The following is a 21,905-nucleotide window of genomic DNA, read 5'->3' as shown; positions in this document are numbered from 1 at the left end:
AAGACACCGCGAAATGAAACGGAAATGCAGGTAAAACGTACCTTGATGCAATGCGTACGGAAAGGCAATTTTCCCGATCGCAACGCCTTTGGCGCGCGACCGGTTTTCTTCGATCACGGCAGGCTTGCAGGGTCTTTACAGCAGGCCCACACACACCGCGGCGACGATCGACCCCAGCACCAACACCGCGCCGACGGTCTTGCGTTTGCTCAACTCCGTCCAGAGCAGAACGCCAGTGAGCGACAGCAAGATGATGCTGCCTGCGAGCGTATCGATCAGCAGCACCCAGCCGACGCTCAGGCCGACGCCCTTGTGCAGGTTGGTCATCATCGCAAGAAAGGTGTTCTCGCTGCGCTTGACTGTCACATAGCCGTTGCCCACCCAGTATTCGGCGGACGTGTTCTCGTGCGGCGACGCGAAGTTGAGCTGCCAGTGCTCCGGCTGGACGACGCTGTGCTCGCCCCACGCCACCGGATGCGCCGGCTCTTTCTGAACGCGTCCGGGCGTGCCCGCCAGCTTCAGTTCGTGCTTGAGCCACTTGCCCAGCTCACGCGGCGACTCCGGCGCGGGTTGCGGCAACGGCACCTGCAACACCGCTACTTGCGGCTCGCCGGTCGACACTTTGAGCGGCCCGCCGCGATGGTTCAGCAGAAACCCCGTGGTGCCGAACAACAAACCCAGCGCCGCGCCCCACAAGCCGATCCAGCCATGCACCTTGCGCAGCCATTTGACGAAGGTGGCGCGGCGCGAGCGCTGCTGCCGCGCTTTGAATTCGTCGTTATCCAGCCGCCGCGGCTCACGCGTCACATGGTCGATGCCCACGGGCGATTGAATGTCGATTGCCTCGGGTACGCTCACGTTTCGCTCCAGGTCCGCAACAGGTTGTGATAAATGCCGACGAGGCTGCGGCGCGCGGTATCGTCGGCGTTGCTGGCGTTCAGCCGTTGAATCGCCGTGTCCATGTCGAACAGCATGGCGCGCTGCGTATCGCTGCGCACGAGGCTTTGCACCCAGAAGAAACTCGCGATCCGCGCGCCGCGCGTGACCGGCGTGACTTGATGCAAACTCGTCGCCGGATAGACGATCATGTCGCCGGCCGGCAGCTTGACCTGCTGCACGCCGTACGTGTCTTCGATCACGAGTTCGCCACCGTCGTAGTCGGCGGGGTCGGAAATGAACAGCGTCACCGATACATCGGTGCGCAGCTTCACGCCGTTGGGTAGCACGCGCACGGCGCCGTCGACGTGACTGCCGAACTGCATGCCGCCTTCGTAACGATTGAAAAGCGGCGGGTACACCTGGTTCGGCAACACCGCGCTGATGAACAGCGGATTGCGCTCGATCGACGCGAGAATCACGTCGCCGAGCTCGCGCGCAATCGGCGTGTGCTCGGCGATCTGCTGATTACGCTTGACCGGCGCGCCCTGATAGCCGGCGGTCGCGCGGCCGTCGACCCAGGCGTCGTCCGCCTGGTCGAGCCGCTCGCGCACGAGCCGCAACTGCTCGGCGTTCAGTACGTTCGGAATGTGCAGCAACATGGTGTTTCCTTTTTGCGTCGGCTTGCCGTCTTCGAAAACGGCAAGCCTAACGCATCCGTTCAAGGCGTATCAAAAGCGGTAGTCGAACGTTGCCAGCAAAGTGCGACCGATACCCGGCACGGAACGGCCGCCGTCCGACGGAATCAGCGCGTCGTAGTAGTACTTGTTGGTCAGGTTCAGCAGATTCAGGCGTACGTCGTATTTCTTCGCGTGATACGCAGCGGTCGCGTCCCAGCGCGTGTAGCCCGGCACCTGCACGTAGTTCGTATTCGATGCGTAGCGCGGCGACATATACGTTGGGCCGCCGCCGATTTCCCAGTGCGGCGTGAGCGCGTAGGTGGTCCAGAACGTCAGCGTATTGCGCGGCGTGTTGGCCGGCACGTGCCCTTGCGTACCATCGCGCGCCTTCAGGATGATGGCGTCCATGTAGGTGTAGCCGCCGAACACTTGCCACTTGTCGGTAATGTGGCCCGTCACGCCGGCCTGGAAACCGTCGACACGGATGTCGCCGTCGAGTTCGTATTCGGTCGGCGAGACCTGCGTGCGCGCGTTGGTCTTTTCTTCGCGGAAGAATGACGACGTCACCGAGAGATTGCCGCCGAGCAGGTCCCATTTGCCGCCGACTTCGTACGACTTGGTCGACTCGGGCGCAAGGTTCTGCGTGAGGTTGGTCACCGTCAGCGCTTCGAGCGACGGATTGAACGACGTGCCGTACGACACGTAGTACGACTGCCAGTCGGTCGGCTGATAGATCACGCCGGCGCGCACGCTGGTGAAGAAGTTGGTCTGCGTCGCATAGCTCGGCAGGCTGATCGAGTTGTGGATCTGCGCCTGGAAGCGATCCCAACGCAATCCGCCGATCACCTTCCACTGCTGGCCGATCGACACGGTGTCGTTCACGTACGCGCCAATTTCGTTCGAGCCGGAATCGGCATAGTTACCGACCGTGGTGGTCACACCGGCAGGGTTGGACAGATACGCCGGGTTCACCATCGTCACGACCGGCAAGTTGTTACGGGTGTATGCCTGGTTCGAATAGCTGTCGTGGCCGAGATCGACACCGGCGATCAGGTCGTGCTTGATCGGGCCGGTGACGAACTTGTATTGGAGCATCGTGTCGTTGTACAGCGAGTGGTTCTCGATCACGCGGTCGTGGCTTTGCAACTTGATGAACAGTTGCGACGGCGAGAGCGTCGTGAAATTGCCGTTGGTCAACGCGGTGCTACTGGCGAGCGGTCCCGTCAACACCGCTTGCGGCGCGGTTTCGCGCGCGTCGGTCATCGAGTGCGAGAACTGCGTCTGGTTCGTCAGGATCAGGTTGTCCGAGAACTTGTGCTTGACCGCGGCGGTGACGGTCTGCACGTCCTGGATCGTCCGGTCGGTCGTCAAGCCGTAGAACGTGTTCTTCGGCACCGGCGACGGGCGGCCGTTCAACGCCTGCACGCCGTAGTCCGGCATGTCGTAGTTGTGCTGGATCAGCGCGGAGATCGTCACTTCAGTCGGCGTGCCGATCCCGAAACGCACTTCCGGCGCGATGCCGTAGTCCTTGTTCTTCATCTCGTCGCGCGTCGAACCGAGGCTTTGGCCGAAGGCGTTCAGGCGAATCGCCGACGTATCCGTCAGCTTATGGTTCACGTCGACGGTGCTGCGATATTTGTCGTCCGTGCCGATCATGCCCGTGACTTCCGCCGAGTCGTGCAGGTTCGCCTTCTTGCTGACCTGGTTGATCACGCCGCCCGTCGAGCCGCGGCCGAACAGCATCGACGACGGACCGTAAAGCACTTCGAGTTCTTCGAGGTCGAACGTGTCGCGATAGTACTGGTTACGATCGCGGAAGCCGTCCAGATAGATGTCGTTCTGCGCGGTGAAGCCGCGCAGGTTGATGTTGTTGCCGATCTGGCCGCCTTCAGCCGCGCCGATCGTCACGCCCGGCGCATTGCGCAGCGCGTCCTGGAACGAGGTGGCGCCTTGCGATTGCAGCACGGCCTTGTTGATGACGGTGACGGTCTGCGGAATATCGCGCAGCGCCGTGGGCGTCTTTGCTCCGACGGTCGAACGCTCTGCCTGGAAGTCCTGTTGTTCAGCCTGTGCCGCGACGCCGATGGTCGGCAAGGTGCCGCTGTCGGTTGCGGTGGTCGTCGTCGTCGCATTTGCATTCGCGGCCGGCGGCTGCGAAGTGGTTTGCGGAGCAGTCTGCGCGACCGCCGGAGTCGCAAAGGGAACGGCAAAAGCTAACGCTAACGCAGTCGCAAGCGGCGTGTGGTTGAACATGGGAATTCCCGTCGGAAATGCGCTTGCCGGATTCGCATACCTGAGATGGAATCGATGACAAAGTCGCAATTGGCTGGCTGCCGGTCTCGTGCGCACGGCACAGACGACGGGATGGCTGGCTAGTGGTTAAATGAGAATCGCTATCATTCCACACGCATAAAACCGCATCAATCGCGGCAAGCCTTACCCCTAGTAACAGAATTGTTTCTATTTTTTACGAATGTATGTGATTTGTAATTTTAGAGCCCGCTGTCACGCCGATTTATTACATATCCGTAATATTTAGTGTGTTGAAACGAAAGGCTTTTGAAGTCGAAGGTAAAAAAGACACTGCCACAAAGCTTTCAATTTAATAACGGCCGCCGGCAGCCGCTGCCGGCACTAAATCCCGACTCCGTTTATCCTTTTTGCAACACTGCCTATCGAACTGTTCCGTTCATCCCCGGAGTTGACCATGCAATACCGCAAATTCGGCCGCACCGGCCTGACCGTTTCGCGCTTGTGTCTCGGCACGATGACCTTTGGCCTGCAGACTGAAGAAGATGTCTCGCATCGCATTCTCGACACGGCGGCGGATGCCGGCGTGAACTTCATCGATACCGCCGATGTTTATCCGCTCGGCGGCACCGAGAACATTGCCGGCCGCACGGAGGAAATTGTCGGGCGCTGGCTGAAGGGCAAGCGCGAGCGTTTCATTCTGGCGACGAAAGCAGTGGGCAAGATGGGACCGTCGGCGTGGGATCAAGGCGCGTCGCGCAAACATCTGCTGAATGCAATCGACACCTCGTTGCAGCGCCTCGGCACGGATTACGTGGACCTCTACCAGCTCCACTCCGACGACGCGAATACGCCGCTCGACGAAACGCTCGAGGCGCTGGACGTGATCGTGCGATCAGGCAGGGCGCGCTATATCGGCGTGTCGAACTTTCTCGCGTATCGGCTGGCGCGCGCCTTGGGCCGCGCCGATGTCTTGCGCGTGGCGCGCTTCGTCTCCGTGCAACCCCGCTATAACTTGTTGTTCCGCCAGATCGAACGCGAATTGTTGCCGCTCGCAACCGAAGAGCAATTGGCCGTGATGCCGTACAACCCGCTCGCGGGCGGCCTGCTCACAGGCAAGCATCAACTGGATGCTGCGCCGACGTCCGGCCGTTTCACCGAAACCGTCGGGAAGGCCGGCGCGATGTATCAGCAACGGTACTGGCACAAACGCGAGTTCGAGACGATCGAGCAATTGAAAGCGATCGCGACGCCGACCGGCGAATCGCTGACGCGGGTTTCGCTCGCCTGGGTGCTGGCGAATCCGCTCGTCACGTCGGCGATTATCGGCGCGAGCCGCGCCGAGCAATTGAGCGACACGCTCGCGGCGTCCGAGTTCGTGCTCGATGAGCAGGTCAAGACGCAGCTCGATGAAGCCAGTCTGGAATACCGTTGGGGTGACGCAGCGCGATGAGCGTAGTCGGCTGTCGCGGAGGCCGCTGCGTTCATCGCCCGTAACGCAGCACCATACTCGTGGCCGCAATCACGTGGTCCTTGATTGCGGTGAACAACGCGTCCCGCGTCAAACCGGGCGGCAGCGCATCCGGCGGCAGATCGAGCGCATAGACTTGCGCGACGTAGTGATGCGGGTTGTCCCCCACCGACGGGCATGGTCCGCGATACCCGGGGGCACCTGTCTGATTCGCGCCGGCGACGCTGCCGGGCGGCTGGCTGGCGCCCGCGCCGAGCGAGGTCGTCGAGGGCGCGACGCCATATAGCACCCAGTGCACGATTCCCAGACCCTTCCCGCCGTCGGGATCGAAAAGGGTCACCGCATAACTCTTCGTGCCGGCGGGCGCGTTTCGCCATTGCAGAGCCGGTGACACATCGCCGCCACCGCAATTGTTCGCGCTCGCCGCGTGGCTCGAATCCAGCGTGCCGCCGTCGGCCAAACCCGGCGACGACACCACGAAGACTTCTGCCGCCCGGGCATGCACCGCGGCAAGCGCCAGCGCGGCACACACGCCGACCGATAACACATGTCGTGCGACGCTGAGGCGACTGCTGTGAATCGTCATGTCTGACTCCGCGCAAGGTCCAACATCACTTGAAGCGGCCCGTCCGTTCATTCGCTTCCGGCAATTGCCGCGTCTCACGCACGGACCTCGGATGCCATAAACGCGCGCCGCCTTCGATCCCCGCATCGTTCGACACGGTGGCTACATTCGCCGGCAAATCGAACGAGAGGCGCGCCGCGTTGCCGCCGCCGATCCACAGCTTGTCGTAGTTCACGAGCGTGCTCAGAATCCCAATCACCTTCTCAACGCGCCGGTTCCAGCGTTTATTCCCGGCTTTTTCACGTGCCGCGTCGCCGATGTATTCGTCGTACGCCACGCCCTTCTTGCTGACCGGATGATGCGCGAGCTCCAGATGGGGCATCAGCTCGCCGTCGCGAAACATGGCCGTGCCCGCGCCCGTGCCGAGCGTCAGCACGAATTCGAGGCCCTGGCCTTCGATCGCGGCGAAGCCCTGCATCTCGGCGTCGTTGATCATGCGTACCGGCAAGCCGCCCAGGCGCTGCGCCAGCGAATCGGCGAGCGGAATGTCGTGCCAGCCTTCCACGCCGAAGTGCGGCGCGGTCAGGATGCGGTTGTTGCGCACCACGCCGGGAAAGCCGATCGACATCAACGTCGGCGGCTCCTGTTCGACAAGCGGCGCAACCAGCTTCGCCAACACGTCCACGAGTTGATCCGGCGTGCACGGATGCGGCGTCGCCACCCGCAGGCGCTCGGTTTTCATCTTGCCGTCGGCGTCGATGATCGCGGCTTTCAAGCCAGTACCGCCGACGTCGATCGCCAGAATCCGCTCGGTACTGCTTGTCACTTTCGTCTTACTTTTCGCGTTGCTCGTCGTCTTACCTGTCGTCTTGCGTGTCGTCACGGTGTCCCCCGGTTGTGTTGGTTCGGCTCGTTGACTTACTTCTTCTGCACAGCAGCCCTTTTCAACGGCCGCCATGCGTGACCGTCGCGCGCCAGTAACGCGTCTGCTTCCGCGGGGCCTTCGCTGCCGGCCGCATAACCATGCACCGGCATCGCGCCGCCGGCTTTCGGATGCAGCACGTCGTCCACCGCACACCAGCTCGTTTCGATGCTGTCAGCACGCTGGAACAGCGTCTCGTCGCCGAGCATGCAGTCGTAGAGCAAGGTCTCATAGCCGACATTGGCGCGTTCCGCGAAGAAGTCGCCATAGTCGAACGACGACTGCACCGCGCCGATCTGCATGACCGGCCCCGGCGTTTTCACATTGAAGTCGAAGCTCGTGCCGTGAGCCGGATCGATGCGCAAGGTCAGCACGTTCGGCGTGAGCGCGTCGACGGGTGTGTCGCGGAACAGGCGGAACGGCACCGGCTTCAGTTGCACCGATATTTCCGTGCGACGCGCGGCCAGCCGTTTGCCGGTACGCAGATAGAACGGTACGCCGGCCCAGCGCCAGTTCTCGACGAACACGCGCGCCGCGGCGTAGGTTTCCGTCGTGCTGTCCGGCGCGACGTCCGGTTCCTCGCGATAGCCGACACCGGCCGGGCCTTTTTCGTATTGGCCGAATACGACATCGTCCGGCGTCAGCGGCTTGATCGCGTCGAAGATTTCCGCCTTCTTGTCGCGCACGGCTTCGGCGTCGAACGAATTGGGTGGCTCCATGGCGACCATGCCGAGCAACTGGAACAGATGGTTCGGCAGCATGTCGCGGAACGCGCCAGTCTGTTCGTAGAACTTGCCGCGCCCTTCCACGCCGATGGTTTCCGCCGCCGTGATCTGCACGTTATCGATATATTCGCGCCGCCACATCGGTTCGAACAGCGCGTTGGCGAAGCGCACCGCGAGAATGCTCTGCACAGTGTCCTTGCCGAGAAAGTGATCGATGCGATACACCTGCGTCTCTTTCGCGTACGACAGGATATGCGCGTTCAGATCCTTGGCCGAAGCCAGATCGGTGCCGAACGGTTTCTCGATCACGATCCGGCGGAAGCCGCCGCCGCTGTCGCCCTCCTCCAGCAGACCCGCTTTGCCGAGATGCTCGACGATCGGTTTGAAGAAGCGCGAGCTGACAGCGAGATAGAAGATCACGTTGCCGCCCGGCGTCTGTTCGAGCGTTTGCTTAAGCTTCGTGAAGATGTCGTCGGTCTCGAATTCGCCGGCCATGTACTCGAGGCGTTGCGCGACCCAGTCCCACGCCTTGTCGTCGAGCTTGCCGGCGTGGAAGGTGCTGGCCTTGTCGGCGGCGAACTGCTCGAGCGACTTATGCAGATCTTCACGCCACTCGCTCGTCTCGCGCTCGCCATGATTCACCCCGATGATTTTCATCCCGCCGTCGAGCAGGCCATCCACTGCCAGGTTGTACAGCGCCGGCATCAGAAGCCGCTTGGTCAAGTCGCCGCCGGCGCCGAAGATCACCAGCGTGCACGGTGGCGCGGGCCGCTTGCCTGGCGGCGAGGCCGGCCCTTCCTGCGGGCTCGCGCTGACTTTGCAGCTCGGTGGCTGACTGGCGGCGGGGCGATCGGCTGCTGGGGTATTCGGTGTAGTCGACATGGGATTCACTTTTGGAAAACCAATGGAACGGACGTGGTGGTACATGAAAAGACCACGCTTGAACCCACACAGTTCAAAAACGGCCACGCAACCTGTTCACCGGGCGACGTTGCATGGCTTGTGTCACCTCACTCGCTCGCGCCGCCGCGCACTACTTCGCCGATGCGTGCACCGGGTCAGGGACAGACGCGGGCTCGGCCGGACGTGCTGGCGCCGTGGCTTGCGCCGAGGGTGAAGTCGGAATCGGCGCCTGATCCGTTTCGCCCGCCAGCGGCACATTGCCCGACGCGCTCATCGCGCGCGGCTGCAACAGCAACGCAACCAGCCCGGTCCAGCCGGTCTGATGCGACGCGCCCACGCCGCGCCCGTTATCGCCATGGAAATACTCATGGAACAGGATCAGATCGCGCGAACGCTGGTCGGCCTGCAACAGCGGATAAGCACCCATCACCGGGCGCTCGCCGTTCTTGTTCTTGAGAAACAGCGTAGCGCAGCGGCGCGCCAGTTCGTCGGCGATCTGGCTCAGCGAGAACTTCTCGCCCGAGCCGGTCGGATACTCGACTTTGAACTCCTCGCCGTAATAGCGGTGAAATTCGTATAGCGACTCAATGAGCAGATAGTTCACTGGCATCCACACCGGACCGCGCCAGTTCGAATTGCCGCCGAACACACGCGTATCGGATTCGGCCGGCAAATACTTCACGGTAAAACTGTCGCCATTGTGATTGAACACGAACGGATGATCGCGGTGGTATTGCGACAGCGCCCGCACGCCATGATCGGAAAGGAATTCGCTTTCATCGAGCGCGCGACGCAACAACGCTTTCATGCGATGCCCGCGCAATAGCGAGAGCAGCAGCGCATTGCCCTTGCCCGGCTCGTTCCAGCGCGAGACCAGCCTCGCCAGATCGGGACGATGTTCGAGGAACCAGACAAGCCGTTCGCGCAGACCCGGCAAGCCGCCGTGCAGGCGCTCTTCGAGCACGTGCACCGCAAATAGCGGAATCAGACCCACGATCGAGCGCAGCCGCATGGGAATGCTGCTGCCGTCCGGCAGGTGCAGCTTGTCGTAGAAGAACTCGTCCTCGCTGTCCCACAGGCCGGTTTCGCAGCCGTCGTCGCAACTCACGGCCTCGGCGATATACAGGAAGTGCTCGAAGAACTTCACACCGATGTCGACAAACACATGATTGGCGTACGCGAGTTCCAGCGCGATACGCATCAGGTCGAGCGCGTACGCGGCCATCCACGCCGTACCGTCGGACTGATCGATGTGGCCGCCGGTCGGCAGCGGCGACGAGCGGTCGAAGATCCCGACGTTATCCAGCCCGAGAAAGCCGCCCTGAAAAATATTGTGGCCGTCGGCATCCTTGCGGTTCACCCACCACGAGAAATTCAGCAACAGCTTATGGAACACGAGTTCCAGAAAATCGCGATCCGCCTTGCCGGTCAGCGCACGGTCAATTTCATACACGCGCCACGCGGCCCACGCATGCACGGGCGGATTGGCGTCGCCGAGCGCCCATTCATAGGCGGGGATCTGACCGTTCGGATGCTGATAGCGGTCCTTCACCAGTAGTAGCAACTGCCGTTTCGCGAACGCCGGGTCGATCAGCGCGAATGCGGCCGCATGAAACGCCAGATCCCACGACGCGTACCACGGGTATTCCCACTTGTCGGGCATCGACACGATGTCCGCGTTGCACAGGTGCCGCCAGTCCCTATTGCGCCCGCGTTTGCGGCTGGCGGGCGGGGTCGGCTGAAGCGGATCGCCGTCGAACCAGCGCTGCACGTCGTACTGGTAGTACTGCTTCGACCACAACATGCCGGCGAGTGCCTGCCGCTGCACGAGCCGCGCATCGGGGTCGGTGATCTCGTGTTGCAGCGCGCCATAGAATTCGTCGGCCTCGGCGATGCGGCGCGCGAAGATCGCATCGGCATCGAGCTGCACATCGTCAGGACTCGACTGCGGACGCCAGCGCATGTACACCACGGCGCGCCCATACGCTTCGAGCTCGATCGCGGCATGCGCGCCGGCCTTGGTGCCGGTGTCGCGGCGAATCGCCTGTTGATCGCCGTGCACGAGGTAATCGTTGAAGCCGTCTTTGAACGGGCCCGCGCCGTCCATGTTGAAGAGGCGCTTGACGTTGGTATCGTTCTCGCAGAAGAGCCACGTCACCTGCGGTGCGTCTTTCGACCAGGCGGTGACGACAATCGGCTCATGGCCATGCTGATGCCCAACCACATGGGCCTCGCCGTTGTGGTCCGTGCCGGCGACAAGCGAGGGCTTGTCCTTGGTCTCCTTCCACGACCACGAATTGCGCGCCCAGATTTGCGGCAGCACATCCAGCGAGGCCGCCTGGTCCCCGCGATTCTCGATGGTCACGCGCATAAGGATGTCGTCAGGCGCGTGTTTGGCGTATTCCACCTGCACGTCGAAGTAGCGCAAATCGTCGAACACGCCCGTGTCGAGAATTTCGTACTCCGGCATGTCGCCGCCACGGCGCGCGTTTTCCTGAACGAGATCGTCGTACGGAAAGGCGGCTTGCGGATACTTGTAGAGCATGCGCATGTACGAATGCGTCGGCGTGCCGTCGACGTAGAAGTACAGCTCCTTCACGTCCTCGCCATGATTTCCCTGCGCATTCGTGAGGCCGAACAGGCGCTCTTTCAGGATTGCGTCATTACGGTTCCATAGCGCGAGCGACACGCACCAGCTCAGCTTGTCGTCGCCGAAACCGGCAATGCCGTCCTCACCCCAGCGATACGCGCGGCTGCGCGCATGGTCGTGCGGAAAATAGTCCCACGCGGTGCCGTCCGGGCTGTAATCCTCGCGCACGGTGCCCCATTGACGCTCGCTGAGATACGGCCCCCAGCGCTGCCAATGGGCACAGTCGGCCGAATGCAGCCGTGAACCTTCAATGGTGGCGAGCAGATTGGCAGCGCGCAGCGGTGGCATGACTACATCCTTGCGTCGGGCTTGCGGTGGGACACACATCGTAGCGCGGTTTAGGCGCCGGCGGTCGCCAACCCGGCAAGCAGGTGTTCAATGCGCAGCAACTCTCCCAGTGACCATGCCTGAAACGGCGTGCCGGCGGGTGCGTGCGGCGCGTCGCCGTCGGCGATTTCGGAGAGATGGTCGAGACCGGCGTGGTCGAGATGCGCGTAGAGCGGGTCGAGAAAGCGCGTTTTCGCCTGCATACGGGCATCCGCCGCGCCGCCGTGGACTCGCAGCCACGCTTCGACGAACGGACCGAGCAGCCACGGCCACACGGTTCCTTGATGATAGGCGCCATCGCGCTCGAGTGGAGGCCCGCCGTAGTGTCCGCGATATGCGGAGTCGGATGGCGCGAGCGTCCTCAGTCCCAGCGGCGTGAGCAAGTGGGCTTCGACCTGATCGAGCACCGCGCGCGCCGCCGCGCCCTCGAGCAGCGGGAACGGCAGGCCGCCTATGGCAAAGATCTGGTTGGGCCGGATCGCGCGATCTATCGCGCCTTTAATGTGGTCGACGTCCACGTTGTCGAAAAGCGCTTGCGTGGACGGATCGACGAAGCGTTCATGAAACGCTTGCAACGCCCGCTCAGCGGCCGGCTGCCATTGCGGATTCCACGTTGCTGCAATGCGCAATGCGTTGATCCAAAGTGCTTGCACCTCGACCGGCTTGCCGATGCGCGGCGTGACCACCCAATCGCCGACTTTCGCATCCATCCACGTGAGTTGGACGCCGGGTACGCCGGCGCTCAGCAGTCCATCGTCGGCTGACGCCTGGATGTTGAAGCGCGTGCCGTGCGTGTAGCCCGTGAGGATGGATTCGCTGGCCTGTTGCAGCCGCTGCTGCGTTGCAGCGCTCGCGTGCTGCGCCGCCAGATAGTCGTGCACGGCGACGATGAACCACAACGATGCGTCGACGGAGTTGTATTCCGGTGTGTCGCCATAGTCGGGGAAGCGATTCGGCAGCATGCCTTCTGACAACCTACTCGACCATTCGAGCAGGATCGCTTCGGCGTCGTCGAGCCGGCCGGCGGCGATCAGCAAGCCGCGCATCGCGATGAAGGTGTCGCGGCCCCAGTCGGTGAACCATGGAAAGCCCGCGAGGATCGTGCGGCCTTCGTTGCGCGTTACGACGTACGCATCGGCGGAACGCTGCAAACGCGAACCGAGCGCGTCGCGGCGTTGTTGTTCGATGCGCGCGAGTTCTGTTGCGTGGATTGCTGCCGCTTTTGCGTTCGCTGGTTGCGCTCCGCTCGTCGCGCCTGAAGCGCTGAGAATCATCACCGCTTCGCCATCGGCGAGATTGAAGCTGAACACACCGGGCGTGGCGAGATCCTCGCTGAAGTCGAGGCCGCGTTCCCGCTCACGAACGTAGCAGAAGTTGCGATACCAATCGGGCGCGTGCGTGTAGACGCCGTTCGTCGCGGCGTGGATCACCGGCAGGTCGCCGTACGGTTGCCAATTTACGCCGGCCTGGTCGTCGCTCGTCTGTGCGTTGAAGTTGAACGCGGCGTTTTCATGGTGCAACGCATGGTAGTCGCGGCCCGACAGCAGCGGCCTGACTTTCAACGTGAGCGCGTTCGTTTCAGAAGCAACTCCCGCACTATCTTCCAGACGCCACCGCAAAACCGTTTCGCGGGTCGCCTTGCTGACGAACAGGTCAGCGGTCAACGCTAGTTGCGCATCGAGTTGAAGACGCCACGTCGGCCACGGCTTCGTATCGAACGAAACAAGACTCGTGGTCAGGTCCGGATAGATCGCGTCCGGCACGTATCGCTGCATGCTCAATGGATAACGCTCGCCGTTCGCCTCGAGCCACGCCTCCACGCCGTTGACCAGCACCACGCGCCCACCCGGCGCGCGCGTCGCTGTGAGCAACAACGCGTGATAGCGACGCGTGCGCAGCGTGCCCGCGGTGCCCGACGCGAAACCGCCGAAGCCGTCCGCTTCCAGCCATTCGTCTTCGAGACGCGTGATGTCGAAGGGTCGTTCGATGCGTGTCATGAACTTACCGGTTGAGCAAAGCCATCCATCTTTCAGTGGCCTGAATGTCAGGCATAAGGCGCCGCGGTGACCATTCTCCTACTTATCACTTTCCGCTTCCTTTCGAAAAACCGACTTATCGACGCAAGTTTTACCACTCGCAAACGTTTCACATTTATTTCTTGAAAGGGTTGGAGACTGCATCCGCTTTCACGAAACCGGATGCAGACATGAGAAGAGAGAAATGCCTCGCGAGTGCCGCTTTGGTTGCACTTGCAACTTTAGCGTTGAGCGGTTGCGGTGCGGATGATTCCGCGCCGTCGGCAGCCTCTTCAACGCCGGCCGTTGCGAACAACGACGCCGCGCCGAATGCGGCTAGCTCTCCCGCGATGCCGATGCTCAACGCATCTTCGCCGCTCGCGGCAGATCCCGCAGCGGCCTCCGATCCGATTACCCAGAACATGCAAGCCAGTCTCGCCGCGGACAACCAGCAAGTCGCGCCTGTCATGCATTACGCACCCGGCGACAGCGCCAACAGCAACTGACCCGATTCCACCGGCGCGCGTGGCGCGCTATTCTTCCCCCCCGCAGAAGGTGATATTCGATGACATCAACTAGCCGTCGCCGTTTCCTGCAGACCGTGGCTTCATCCGCCGGCGCTGCTGCCGCGCTGACCGCGCTGCCCGAGTCGATTCGCAATGCGCTCGCCGTTCCCGCGTTTTCGCGCACCGGCACGATCCGCGATGTCGAGCACATCGTCGTGTTCATGCAGGAGAACCGCTCGTTCGACCACTACTTCGGCCACATGCGCGGCGTGCGTGGCTACAACGACCGCTTCCCGATTCCGCTGCCGAACGGCAAGCCGGTGTGGTACCAACCGTCGAAGGAAGATCCGACCCAGCCGGTCCTGCCGTTCCATCTGAACACGGCGACCACCAGCGCGCAATGCGTCGGCGATCTGGATCACTCCTGGTACAAGACTCATGCCGCGATCGACGGCGGCCGCTACGACCAGTGGCCCGCCAACAAGACCGACATGACGATGGGCTATCACCTGCGCAGCGACATTCCGTTCCACTACGCGCTGGCCGATGCGTTCACCATCTGCGACGCCTACTTCTGCTCGCTGCCGGGACCGACGCACCCGAACCGCTCGTATCTGATGACCGGCATGGTCGATCCGAGCGGCACGCTGGGTGGTCCGCTGCTCGACAACAACGATTTCGTCGACGGCGACGGGCCGCCGAATTATCAATTGCTCTCATGGACCACGTACCCGGAGCGACTGCAATCCGCGGGGATTTCGTGGCAGGTGTACCAGCAAGGGTTGACCGGCGCCGATCCGTTGAACGGCAACTACGGCACCAACATCCTGCAGAACTTCACGAACTTCATCAACGCGCAGCCGGGTTCGCCGCTGTATGAGCGCGCGCAAACCGTGCGCACCATCGACGACCTGAAGGCCGACGTGCTGGCCAACAAGCTGCCGCAAGTGTCGTGGTTGTGCCCGCCGGCCGCGTACTCGGAACATCCGAGCTATACGCCCGCATACGGCGCGGAGTACACGTCGCAGATTCTCGATGCGTTGACGTCGAATCCCGAGGTGTGGAGCAAGACCGTGTTGTTCATCATGTACGACGAGAACGACGGCTTCTTCGATCACCTCGTGCCGCCGCAACCGGCGACGACCGGCGCGCAAGGCAAGTCGACGGTCAGCACCGAGGGCGAAATTCACAACGTGGTGAATCCGCTGCGCGGCGGCAGCTACACCGCCGACGGCCTGCCGTACGGCCTCGGCCCGCGCGTGCCGATGACGATCGTGTCGCCGTGGAGCAAGGGCGGCTTTGTCTGCTCGCAGGTGTTCGATCACACGTCGGTGATTCGCTTCATCGAAGCGCGCTTTGGCGTGTATGAGCCGAACATCACGGCATGGCGCCGCGCGGTGTGCGGCGACCTGACCACGGCTTTCGACTTCCGCACGCCGGACTCGAAAGTGCCGCCGCTGCCGGACACGAGCAACTACAAGAGCATCGCCGACAACCAGTGCGCGACGCAGCCGAAGCCGACCGTCCCCGCGACGCCGGGCGCCATCGATCCGCAGGAAAGCGGCATTCGTTTCGCACGTGCGCTGCCGTACGAGTTGCATGTGAATGGCCAGGCCAACGAGAAGAAGAACACGTTCGAGATTTCGATCGGCAACACCGGCGATCAGGGCGCGCACTTCTATATGTACGCGACGAATCGCACGGACGGTCCGTGGCGTTATACCGTCGAAGCGGGCAAGTCAATCAACGAGACTTTCGATCTGACGATGACCAACGGCGTGTACACCTTCGAAGTGTTCGGCCCGAATGGCTTCGTGCGCAAGTTTGCGGGCAACACGCAGCAGGCAACGGCGCAGAACGCGCAGATTGCCGGGCGCCATGGCGACAACAAGCCGGCGGAACCGGAAGTGAAGGTGCAATACGACGCCGCGAACGGTAACGTGTTCCTGAAGTTCAGCAACAAGGGCAGCGGCATTGCGCGTTTGACGGTGACGGACAACGCGTACGGCGCGCGCCCGCGTCCGGTGCTGGTGCCGGCCGGCGCGCATATCGAAGAAGCGTGGGTGCTGGCGTCGAGCCATCACTGGTACGACTTGACGGTGACGAGTCATGACGATGCAAGCTTCTCGCGCCGTCTTGCGGGTCACGTCGAGAATGGTCGGCCGAGCATTAGCGATCCGGCGGCGGTTGCGCCAGTGTTGGTGGTGAATTAAGGGCCCTCGAAAGTGAATGGGCTTCGGTCAAGGCAGCATGTTTGATCGAAGCCCGTCGCCGCTCTGTGGCCGCGCACGACGCCCTGCACGAAATGGCGGATAGCGTTACAGTCATTCTTCACCACTTCCTGCTGACGGGCACATCATGGACCGTAACGCATTCACTGAAAGCCTGACGAAAGAAGGTTTCCCCGACGCCGTGGTTGTCACGCGCGAGGCCAACGTCGAGATGGAAATTCACGAGCATTCATTCGAAGCCAAGGCGCTGATCCTGGACGGCGAACTGAGCATCCGCGTGGACGACGAAGAGCGGGCGTATCGCGTCGGCGACGTCTTCCACTTGCCGGCGAACAAGCCGCATTCGGAGCGCTACGGTCCGAACGGTGTGACGTATCTGGTGGGAAGGAAGCAGTAAGGCGCGGCCTGAATGACAGTACGCGCCCGTAGAAAGGAAAGCGTCAGGCGCCCAGTAAAACTCCGGTCCTGAAAGGACGCGTACCCGTCACACGCCCAAGCGGCGCGCCGGCCGTCACGAAGCGAATCGCGCGCCGCATGTAAAACACACCTTCAGTTTTGCTGGCGATCGTCGTCGTCTCGTCGGTCAGCGGATCGACGATATCGAACAGCGCCTGGCCGACGCGAATCGTGTCGCCGATCTTCGCGCGATGAATCAGAATCCCGCTGACAGGCGCATAGAACTGCTCACTGCCGGCGAGCGGCGTGGCAGGCGACAGCAATTCCGGCAAAGGCTTGGCATCGAGCTTGATCGCCTTGCGCCACACCAGATAATCGACAAGCGCGTCGGCATCTTCCTGAGCGACTTCATAGGACACGTCGCGCTGCCCGCGGCATTCCACGGTCACGGCGATCGCACCGTTGGGCACCGGCTTATCGGCCGGCAACTCCTGCTGTAATTTCCACCACAACAGGCTATGCGTTTCATCGAACGATTCACCGCCCGAGTTCGTGGCGAGCAACGACGCCTGCGAGCCGAGATAGCGCGATAACGGTTCGAACTCCGGCCACGCGGCCTCGCTGGTGTAGAGATGCATGGCCGCTTCGAGCGAACAGTGCAGATCGATAATCACATCCGCATCGAACGAGAGCTTCAACAACGCCAGTTGCAGCGATTCGAACTCGGTCAACGGTTTCTGATCGGCCAATTCCTCGGCAATCAACTTTCGCACTAGCCGCACGTTCTCGGCTGCATCGGAACCCAACGTTTCTTCAGCGCGCGCCACCAGCTTCGAGAACTGCAAGAAGTGGCGATTGAAGTTCTTCCCGCTACCCAGATCGAAACGGCCAAGAAACTGCCCGAGCACGTATTGCCCGAGCCCGACCGGATTCGCCACCGGCACCAGCACGATTTCCGCGTTCAGCGCGCCTTGCCTTTCGAGTTCGAGCAAGCGACGCTTCAGCAACACCGTGGTCAACATCGCCGGTGTTTCATCGGCATGCAGCGACGACTGGATATAAATCTTCTGCCCGCTATTTGCCGGGCCGAAGTGAAACGACACCAGTTCGCGGTGCGTGCCGATAGCCGGCGAGAGAAGCGGAATCGATTGCCTGTTCATGAGCGGGAGAGTCTGTAGAAGAGAAGTCGGAAAATCAATTGCCGTACGGATCGAAGTCGAAGTACTTCTTCGCGATCTGCGCGTACGTGCCGTCCTTGAGCATCGAGGCGATCGCCGCGTTGATGGAGGCCTGCACCGCGGTCTCATCCTTGCGCAAGCCGATGCCCACGCCGCGGTCGCCCATCGAAAGCGGTTCGCCGACAAACGCAAAGCCCTTGCCCGCCGGCGTGCGCAAGAAACCGATGTCCGCTTCCACAGAGCCGAGCAATGCGCCATCCAGACGTCCGTTCTGCAAGTCGGCGAACACTTCTTCCTGACTCTTGTACGCCACCACATGCGCGCCGAGCGGCGCCCAGTTCTTCAGCGCATAGCCTTCGAACTGCGTGCCCGACTGCACGCCGATCTGCTTGCCGGCCAATGCATTCGTTCCGCCCGCGAGCGCCGAACCTTGCCGCGCGATCAGCCTCGATTTGAACTGGAAGAGTTTCGACGAAAACAGAATCTGTTGCTCGCGCTTCTCCGTGATCGCCATCGATGAAAGGATCGCGTCGATCTTGCGCGCCTGCAGCGCCGGAATCATCCCCGAAAATTCGAGCTCCACCCACTGGCAGCGCGCGTGGATACGCTTGCAGATTTCGTTGCCGAGATCGACGTCGAAACCTTTGAAGCTGCCGTCGGGCGCCTTGGCGTCCATCGGCGGATAGCTCGGGTCGATACCGAGGCGCAGCGTGGTGGGCTCGGCGGCGAATGCGCCAGTGCTGAAAGCCAGCGCGGCGCTCAAGATCATCAGCGGAATTTTCATGGGAGCACGGAGTGTGGGTGGGCGGATGACGACCGAGCTATCCTATGCCGCGTCCGTGCCTCAAAGAAGTCCCATTCGGACTATCATGATCACTTTTACCGATCACTGAACTGGCGATTCCCTCATGGCGTTGACGATCTCCCAGCTCCGCGCGTTCACCGCGGTGGCCGAGCATGGCAGCATCCGCGCGGCCTCGCGAGCGCTCGGCATTGCGCAGAGCGGCATCACGCAGCAGTTGCAGAACCTCGAATCGATGCTGGGTGCGACCCTGTTCACCCGCACGAATCGCGGCATTGCGCTGACCGCGCTCGGCCAGCGGCTGTTGCAGCGCGCCGGTGCGATCATCGGCGAATGCGAACGCGCCGAGCAGGAAGTGCAGCAACTGCGCGGCGACTACGTCGGCGAGGTCACCTTCGGCATGACTACCGAGCCGCTGATCGACGCGTTCGCGCCGGTGCTGATGGAATTTCGCACGCGCTTCGAGCGGGTCGCGGTGCATCTGCGCACCGGCACCTCGCGCATGATGATTTCGTGGATTCGCGAAGGCACGCTGGATTTCGCGGTTGCGCTGGTGTCGAAGCACACGGATACGGCCGATCTTTCGGTAGTGCCGCTGTATCCGTCCGATCCGGTGATCGTCTGCCGCCAGGGGCATCCGAAAGCCGGTGCGACCTCGCTGGCCGAACTGGTCGATTGCACGTGGGTCGCCACGCGCTCGCCGAATCTCACGGACGATCCGCAAATCAACCGCCTGAACCATCTGTTCGAGAGTCACGGCCTGCCGCCGCCGAAAATCGTTGCAACCGTGGAAGGGTTGTACGAGACGCTACATCTGGTGGGCGCGACGGATTGCCTGTCGCTGGAAGCGTCGATCGTGGTGAAGCGCGGGCCGTTTGCGAGCACGCTTACCGCTATTCCGGTGCGCGAGCGCGCGGTCGAACAGAACGTTTGTCTGCTGCAGCGCGCGGCCATTCCGCTCACGCCCGCCGCGCAGGAACTCGCGACGATGATCGCTTCGTACACGCGCACGGTGCGGGCGCGTTGAAGCGGCGCTGAAATCAGGCGGACGCTTCTTCGAGCGCGAGCAATTCGTCGATAGTTTGGCGCCGGCGGATCAGTCGCGGTTTGCCATGCTCCAGCAACACCTCGGGCGCAAGCGGCCGGCTGTTGTAGTTCGAGGACATCGACGAGCCGTACGCACCTGCATCGTGAAACACAATGAAGTCGCCCACTTCGGGCTTGTTCATTGAACGGCTCAAAACGACGCCGCCTTCAGCTTGCGTGAATACATCGCCAGCTTCACACAGCGGCCCGGCCACCGCGAACGAATCGACCGGCGCTTCGCTCGGCGAGCCATCGCCTTTCAACACCGTCATCTCGTGATGACTGCCGTAAAACGACGGCCGTACGAGATCGTTAAATCCGGCATCGACCAAAGCAAACTGCTGCGCGGGCCGTCGATTCAACGCGTGAACTTCCGCGACGAGCACGCCCGATTGCGCGACCAGAAAGCGCCCCGGTTCGATTTCCAGCCTCACGCGATGCCCGACATGCGCTTCGATCTGCCGGCGCGCCGCGTCCCAAAGCCGGAAGTAATGCGCGACGTCGATATCGGGCTCGCCTTCGCGATACGGCACCGACAAACCACCGCCCGCGGAAATCGCTTCGATATCATGGCCCAAGCCCTTCACGGCTTCGACCATCGCATCGCAGACGCGCGACAGATGCCCATAGTCGACGCCCGAGCCGATATGCATGTGCAGCCCGACCAACTTCAGGCGATAACGCCGGACCAGCTCGACCGCTTGCGGCACATCGTCGAGCCAGATGCCGTGCTTGCTATGCTCGCCGCCCGTGTTGGTCTTGTTGCTGTGCCCGTGACCGAACCCCGGATTGATCCGCAGCCACACGCGATGACCTTCGGGCGCATGCCGTCCTATCCGCTCGAGCATATCGAGCGAGCCCGCATTGACCGTGATGCGATGCTCGATCACGGTGGCGAGCGTCGCATGATCGATCAGATCCGCGGTGAACACGACGCCCTCGGGGTCGCCATCAGGCGTGAAGCCTGCCGCGAGACTGCGTTTGATTTCGCCCAACGAGACCGCGTCGACCATCACCTCTTCATCGCGCATCAGTTTGAGGATATGGAGGTTCGAACACGCCTTCTGCGCATAGCGAATCACGTCGAAGCTGCGCAATTCGGCGATGCGTCTGCGGATTGTGTCAGCGTCGTAGACCCACAGCGGCGTGCCGTGCTCGTGGGCGAGTTCGACGAGTTGTTGCGGATTGAATGGCGTCACGGTTCCCGTCTCTCGATGTCGAAGCGTTGGTGTGATCGACATGATGCTGAAAACGTGCCATTCAGTAAAATAGCAATTGTTGGCACGTCCATTCACTCCTGATATACCCATCATGGCGCTTACGCATCGGCATATCGAAGTCTTCCGCGCGTTGATGACCGCGGGCAGCGTCACCAAAGCGGCCGAGATGCTGTTCACCTCGCAGCCCACGGTAAGCCGCGAACTCGCGCGCATGGAGCAGAGCATTGGTTTCGCCCTGTTCGAACGCACGAATGGCCGGCTGCGTCCCACCTTGTCCGCGCTCACCTTGTTCGACGAGATCAAGCGCGCGTATGTCGGGCTCGAACGCGTGGCGTCCACCGCCGCGAGCCTGCGCGAATTCCAGGGCGGCCAGCTTGCCGTCATCGCGTTGCCCGCGTTTTCGCATTCGATCTTGCCGGGCGCGGCGAAGCGCTTTCACGACGCGCAACCGGGCGCCAGTTTGTCGATCGCGACGCAGGAGTCGCCGTTTCTCGAGGAATGGCTGACCGCGCAGCGTTACGACCTCGGCCTGACCGAACACGGCGCGCCGCCGGCGGGCACGCGTCTGACGCCGTTGCTTGAGGTGGATGAAGTGTGCGTGCTGCCCGACGAGCATCCGTTGCTCAGCAAGCGAGTGATCGCATTGAAGGATTTCGCCAATCAGCCTTTCATCAGCCTGTCGTCGAACGATCCATATCGGATTCAGATCGACGAGGCCTTCGCGCTGGCGGGAATCGCGCGCCGCCAGATTGTCGAGACGCCTACCGCGGTCTCCGTGTGCAGCTTCGTGCGGCAAGGGCTTGGTCTCGCGATCGTCAATCCGCTGACAGCCCTCGATTTCGCGGGCCGCCATCTGCATATCCGGCCGCTTGCCGTGTCGTTGCCGTTTCGCGTGAGTGTGATTCAGCCGGAGCATCGTCCGAGCCATCCGCTCGCCGCTGCGTTCGTCAGAGCGCTGCAAAGCGAAGTCGCGGCACTGCGGCTACAATTGAAAGTCCACACCGGACGCAAGCAGCAATAACGGCTTCGGTTCGCAGATCAACGTGCGCGAACAACAGCCGACATCCACCGAAAAAGTCCGGGCACGCTTCAAGCTAAACAC

The 21,905-nt window shown here is 62.1% G+C and carries 18 protein-coding genes; 6 read left to right on the top strand and 12 right to left on the bottom strand.

All coding sequences use genetic code 11. The features are described from left to right. Nucleotides 1–135: 135 nt before the first annotated feature. The 3 genes from PQR42_RS37585 to PQR42_RS37575 all read right to left on the bottom strand — a co-directional run bounded on the left by PQR42_RS37585 (nt 136) and on the right by PQR42_RS37575 (nt 3,809). Complete coding sequence (locus PQR42_RS37585; RefSeq protein WP_408495147.1) at nt 136–858, bottom strand: PepSY-associated TM helix domain-containing protein; 723 nt, start codon at nt 856–858, stop codon at nt 136–138. Continuing rightward, nucleotides 855–1,538 (bottom strand): Fe2+-dependent dioxygenase, encoded by a 684-nt coding sequence (locus PQR42_RS37580; RefSeq protein ID WP_408388625.1) that lies wholly within the window; start codon nt 1,536–1,538, stop codon nt 855–857. Before PQR42_RS37580 ends, PQR42_RS37585 begins: the two co-directional genes overlap by 4 nt. A gap of 69 nt (nt 1,539–1,607) precedes the next feature. Beyond that, a complete protein-coding gene (locus PQR42_RS37575) occupies nt 1,608–3,809 on the bottom strand; it encodes a TonB-dependent receptor (protein ID WP_408388627.1) in 2,202 nt (733 codons plus the stop codon). A 454-nt stretch (nt 3,810–4,263) separates the two neighbouring features. On the opposite strand from PQR42_RS37575, the gene PQR42_RS37570 reads away from it, so the two are divergent. Beyond that, nucleotides 4,264–5,259 carry an aldo/keto reductase gene (locus PQR42_RS37570; protein ID WP_408388629.1) on the top strand — a complete coding sequence of 332 codons (996 nt, stop codon included), beginning with the start codon at nt 4,264–4,266 and terminating at the stop codon, nt 5,257–5,259. A gap of 31 nt (nt 5,260–5,290) precedes the next feature. Here PQR42_RS37570 and PQR42_RS37565 read toward each other — a convergent pair whose 3' ends face one another. The 6 genes from PQR42_RS37565 to PQR42_RS37540 all read right to left on the bottom strand — a co-directional run bounded on the left by PQR42_RS37565 (nt 5,291) and on the right by PQR42_RS37540 (nt 13,748). Continuing rightward, nucleotides 5,291–5,863, bottom strand: a complete 573-nt coding sequence (locus tag PQR42_RS37565; RefSeq protein WP_408211567.1) for a YbhB/YbcL family Raf kinase inhibitor-like protein — start codon at nt 5,861–5,863, stop codon at nt 5,291–5,293. Between the two features lie 25 nt (nt 5,864–5,888). Beyond that, the gene (locus PQR42_RS37560; protein ID WP_408388631.1) at nt 5,889–6,668 is read right to left on the bottom strand and encodes an ROK family protein; all 780 of its coding nucleotides are present in this window, start codon (nt 6,666–6,668) and stop codon (nt 5,889–5,891) included. A 92-nt stretch (nt 6,669–6,760) separates the two neighbouring features. Next, nucleotides 6,761–8,371 (bottom strand): glucose-6-phosphate dehydrogenase, encoded by a 1,611-nt coding sequence (zwf, locus tag PQR42_RS37555; protein WP_408388633.1) that lies wholly within the window; start codon nt 8,369–8,371, stop codon nt 6,761–6,763. Between the two features lie 151 nt (nt 8,372–8,522). After that, on the bottom strand, nt 8,523–11,330 hold the full coding sequence (locus PQR42_RS37550) for an MGH1-like glycoside hydrolase domain-containing protein (protein WP_408388635.1): 2,808 nt from the start codon (nt 11,328–11,330) through the stop codon (nt 8,523–8,525). Nucleotides 11,331–11,380: 50 nt separating this feature from the next. Beyond that, the gene (locus tag PQR42_RS37545) at nt 11,381–13,366 is read right to left on the bottom strand and encodes an amylo-alpha-1,6-glucosidase (protein WP_408388637.1); all 1,986 of its coding nucleotides are present in this window, start codon (nt 13,364–13,366) and stop codon (nt 11,381–11,383) included. Between the two features lie 154 nt (nt 13,367–13,520). After that, nucleotides 13,521–13,748: a hypothetical protein gene (locus PQR42_RS37540; RefSeq protein WP_408211582.1), complete on the bottom strand. Its 228-nt coding sequence runs from the start codon at nt 13,746–13,748 to the stop codon at nt 13,521–13,523. On the opposite strand from PQR42_RS37540, the gene PQR42_RS37535 reads away from it, so the two are divergent. The 3 genes from PQR42_RS37535 to PQR42_RS37525 all read left to right on the top strand — a co-directional run bounded on the left by PQR42_RS37535 (nt 13,741) and on the right by PQR42_RS37525 (nt 16,518). After that, nucleotides 13,741–13,890, top strand: coding sequence for a hypothetical protein (locus PQR42_RS37535; protein ID WP_241974838.1), 150 nt, complete (start codon nt 13,741–13,743; stop codon nt 13,888–13,890). The genes PQR42_RS37540 and PQR42_RS37535 overlap by 8 nt on opposite strands. A 59-nt stretch (nt 13,891–13,949) precedes the next feature. After that, complete coding sequence (locus tag PQR42_RS37530; RefSeq protein WP_408388640.1) at nt 13,950–16,103, top strand: phosphocholine-specific phospholipase C; 2,154 nt, start codon at nt 13,950–13,952, stop codon at nt 16,101–16,103. A 145-nt stretch (nt 16,104–16,248) separates the two neighbouring features. Beyond that, nucleotides 16,249–16,518 carry a cupin domain-containing protein gene (locus PQR42_RS37525; protein WP_408211591.1) on the top strand — a complete coding sequence of 90 codons (270 nt, stop codon included), beginning with the start codon at nt 16,249–16,251 and terminating at the stop codon, nt 16,516–16,518. Nucleotides 16,519–16,561: 43 nt separating this feature from the next. Here PQR42_RS37525 and PQR42_RS37520 read toward each other — a convergent pair whose 3' ends face one another. Both PQR42_RS37520 and PQR42_RS37515 read right to left on the bottom strand, forming a co-directional pair. Then, nucleotides 16,562–17,677, bottom strand: coding sequence for a succinylglutamate desuccinylase/aspartoacylase family protein (locus PQR42_RS37520; RefSeq protein ID WP_408388642.1), 1,116 nt, complete (start codon nt 17,675–17,677; stop codon nt 16,562–16,564). Between the two features lie 34 nt (nt 17,678–17,711). Further along, complete coding sequence (locus PQR42_RS37515) at nt 17,712–18,479, bottom strand: transporter substrate-binding domain-containing protein (protein WP_408388644.1); 768 nt, start codon at nt 18,477–18,479, stop codon at nt 17,712–17,714. Nucleotides 18,480–18,603: 124 nt separating this feature from the next. Between PQR42_RS37515 and PQR42_RS37510 the strand changes: the two genes are divergently transcribed. After that, complete coding sequence (locus PQR42_RS37510; RefSeq protein ID WP_408388646.1) at nt 18,604–19,524, top strand: LysR substrate-binding domain-containing protein; 921 nt, start codon at nt 18,604–18,606, stop codon at nt 19,522–19,524. Nucleotides 19,525–19,537: 13 nt separating this feature from the next. Here the strand turns inward: PQR42_RS37510 and lysA are convergent, their stop codons facing one another. After that, nucleotides 19,538–20,824 carry a diaminopimelate decarboxylase gene (gene lysA, locus PQR42_RS37505; RefSeq protein WP_408388648.1) on the bottom strand — a complete coding sequence of 429 codons (1,287 nt, stop codon included), beginning with the start codon at nt 20,822–20,824 and terminating at the stop codon, nt 19,538–19,540. 70 nt (nt 20,825–20,894) lie between these two features. Between lysA and PQR42_RS37500 the strand changes: the two genes are divergently transcribed. Next, nucleotides 20,895–21,824 (top strand): LysR family transcriptional regulator, encoded by a 930-nt coding sequence (locus PQR42_RS37500; RefSeq protein ID WP_408388650.1) that lies wholly within the window; start codon nt 20,895–20,897, stop codon nt 21,822–21,824. The last annotated feature ends 81 nt before the right edge of the window (nt 21,825–21,905 follow it).

Source organism: Paraburkholderia sediminicola, from assembly GCF_046027355.1.
Lineage (GTDB): Bacteria > Pseudomonadota > Gammaproteobacteria > Burkholderiales > Burkholderiaceae > Paraburkholderia > Paraburkholderia sediminicola_B.
The sequence above is the reverse complement of the archived record's forward strand: the minus strand, read 5'-3'. Positions and strand labels throughout refer to the sequence as shown.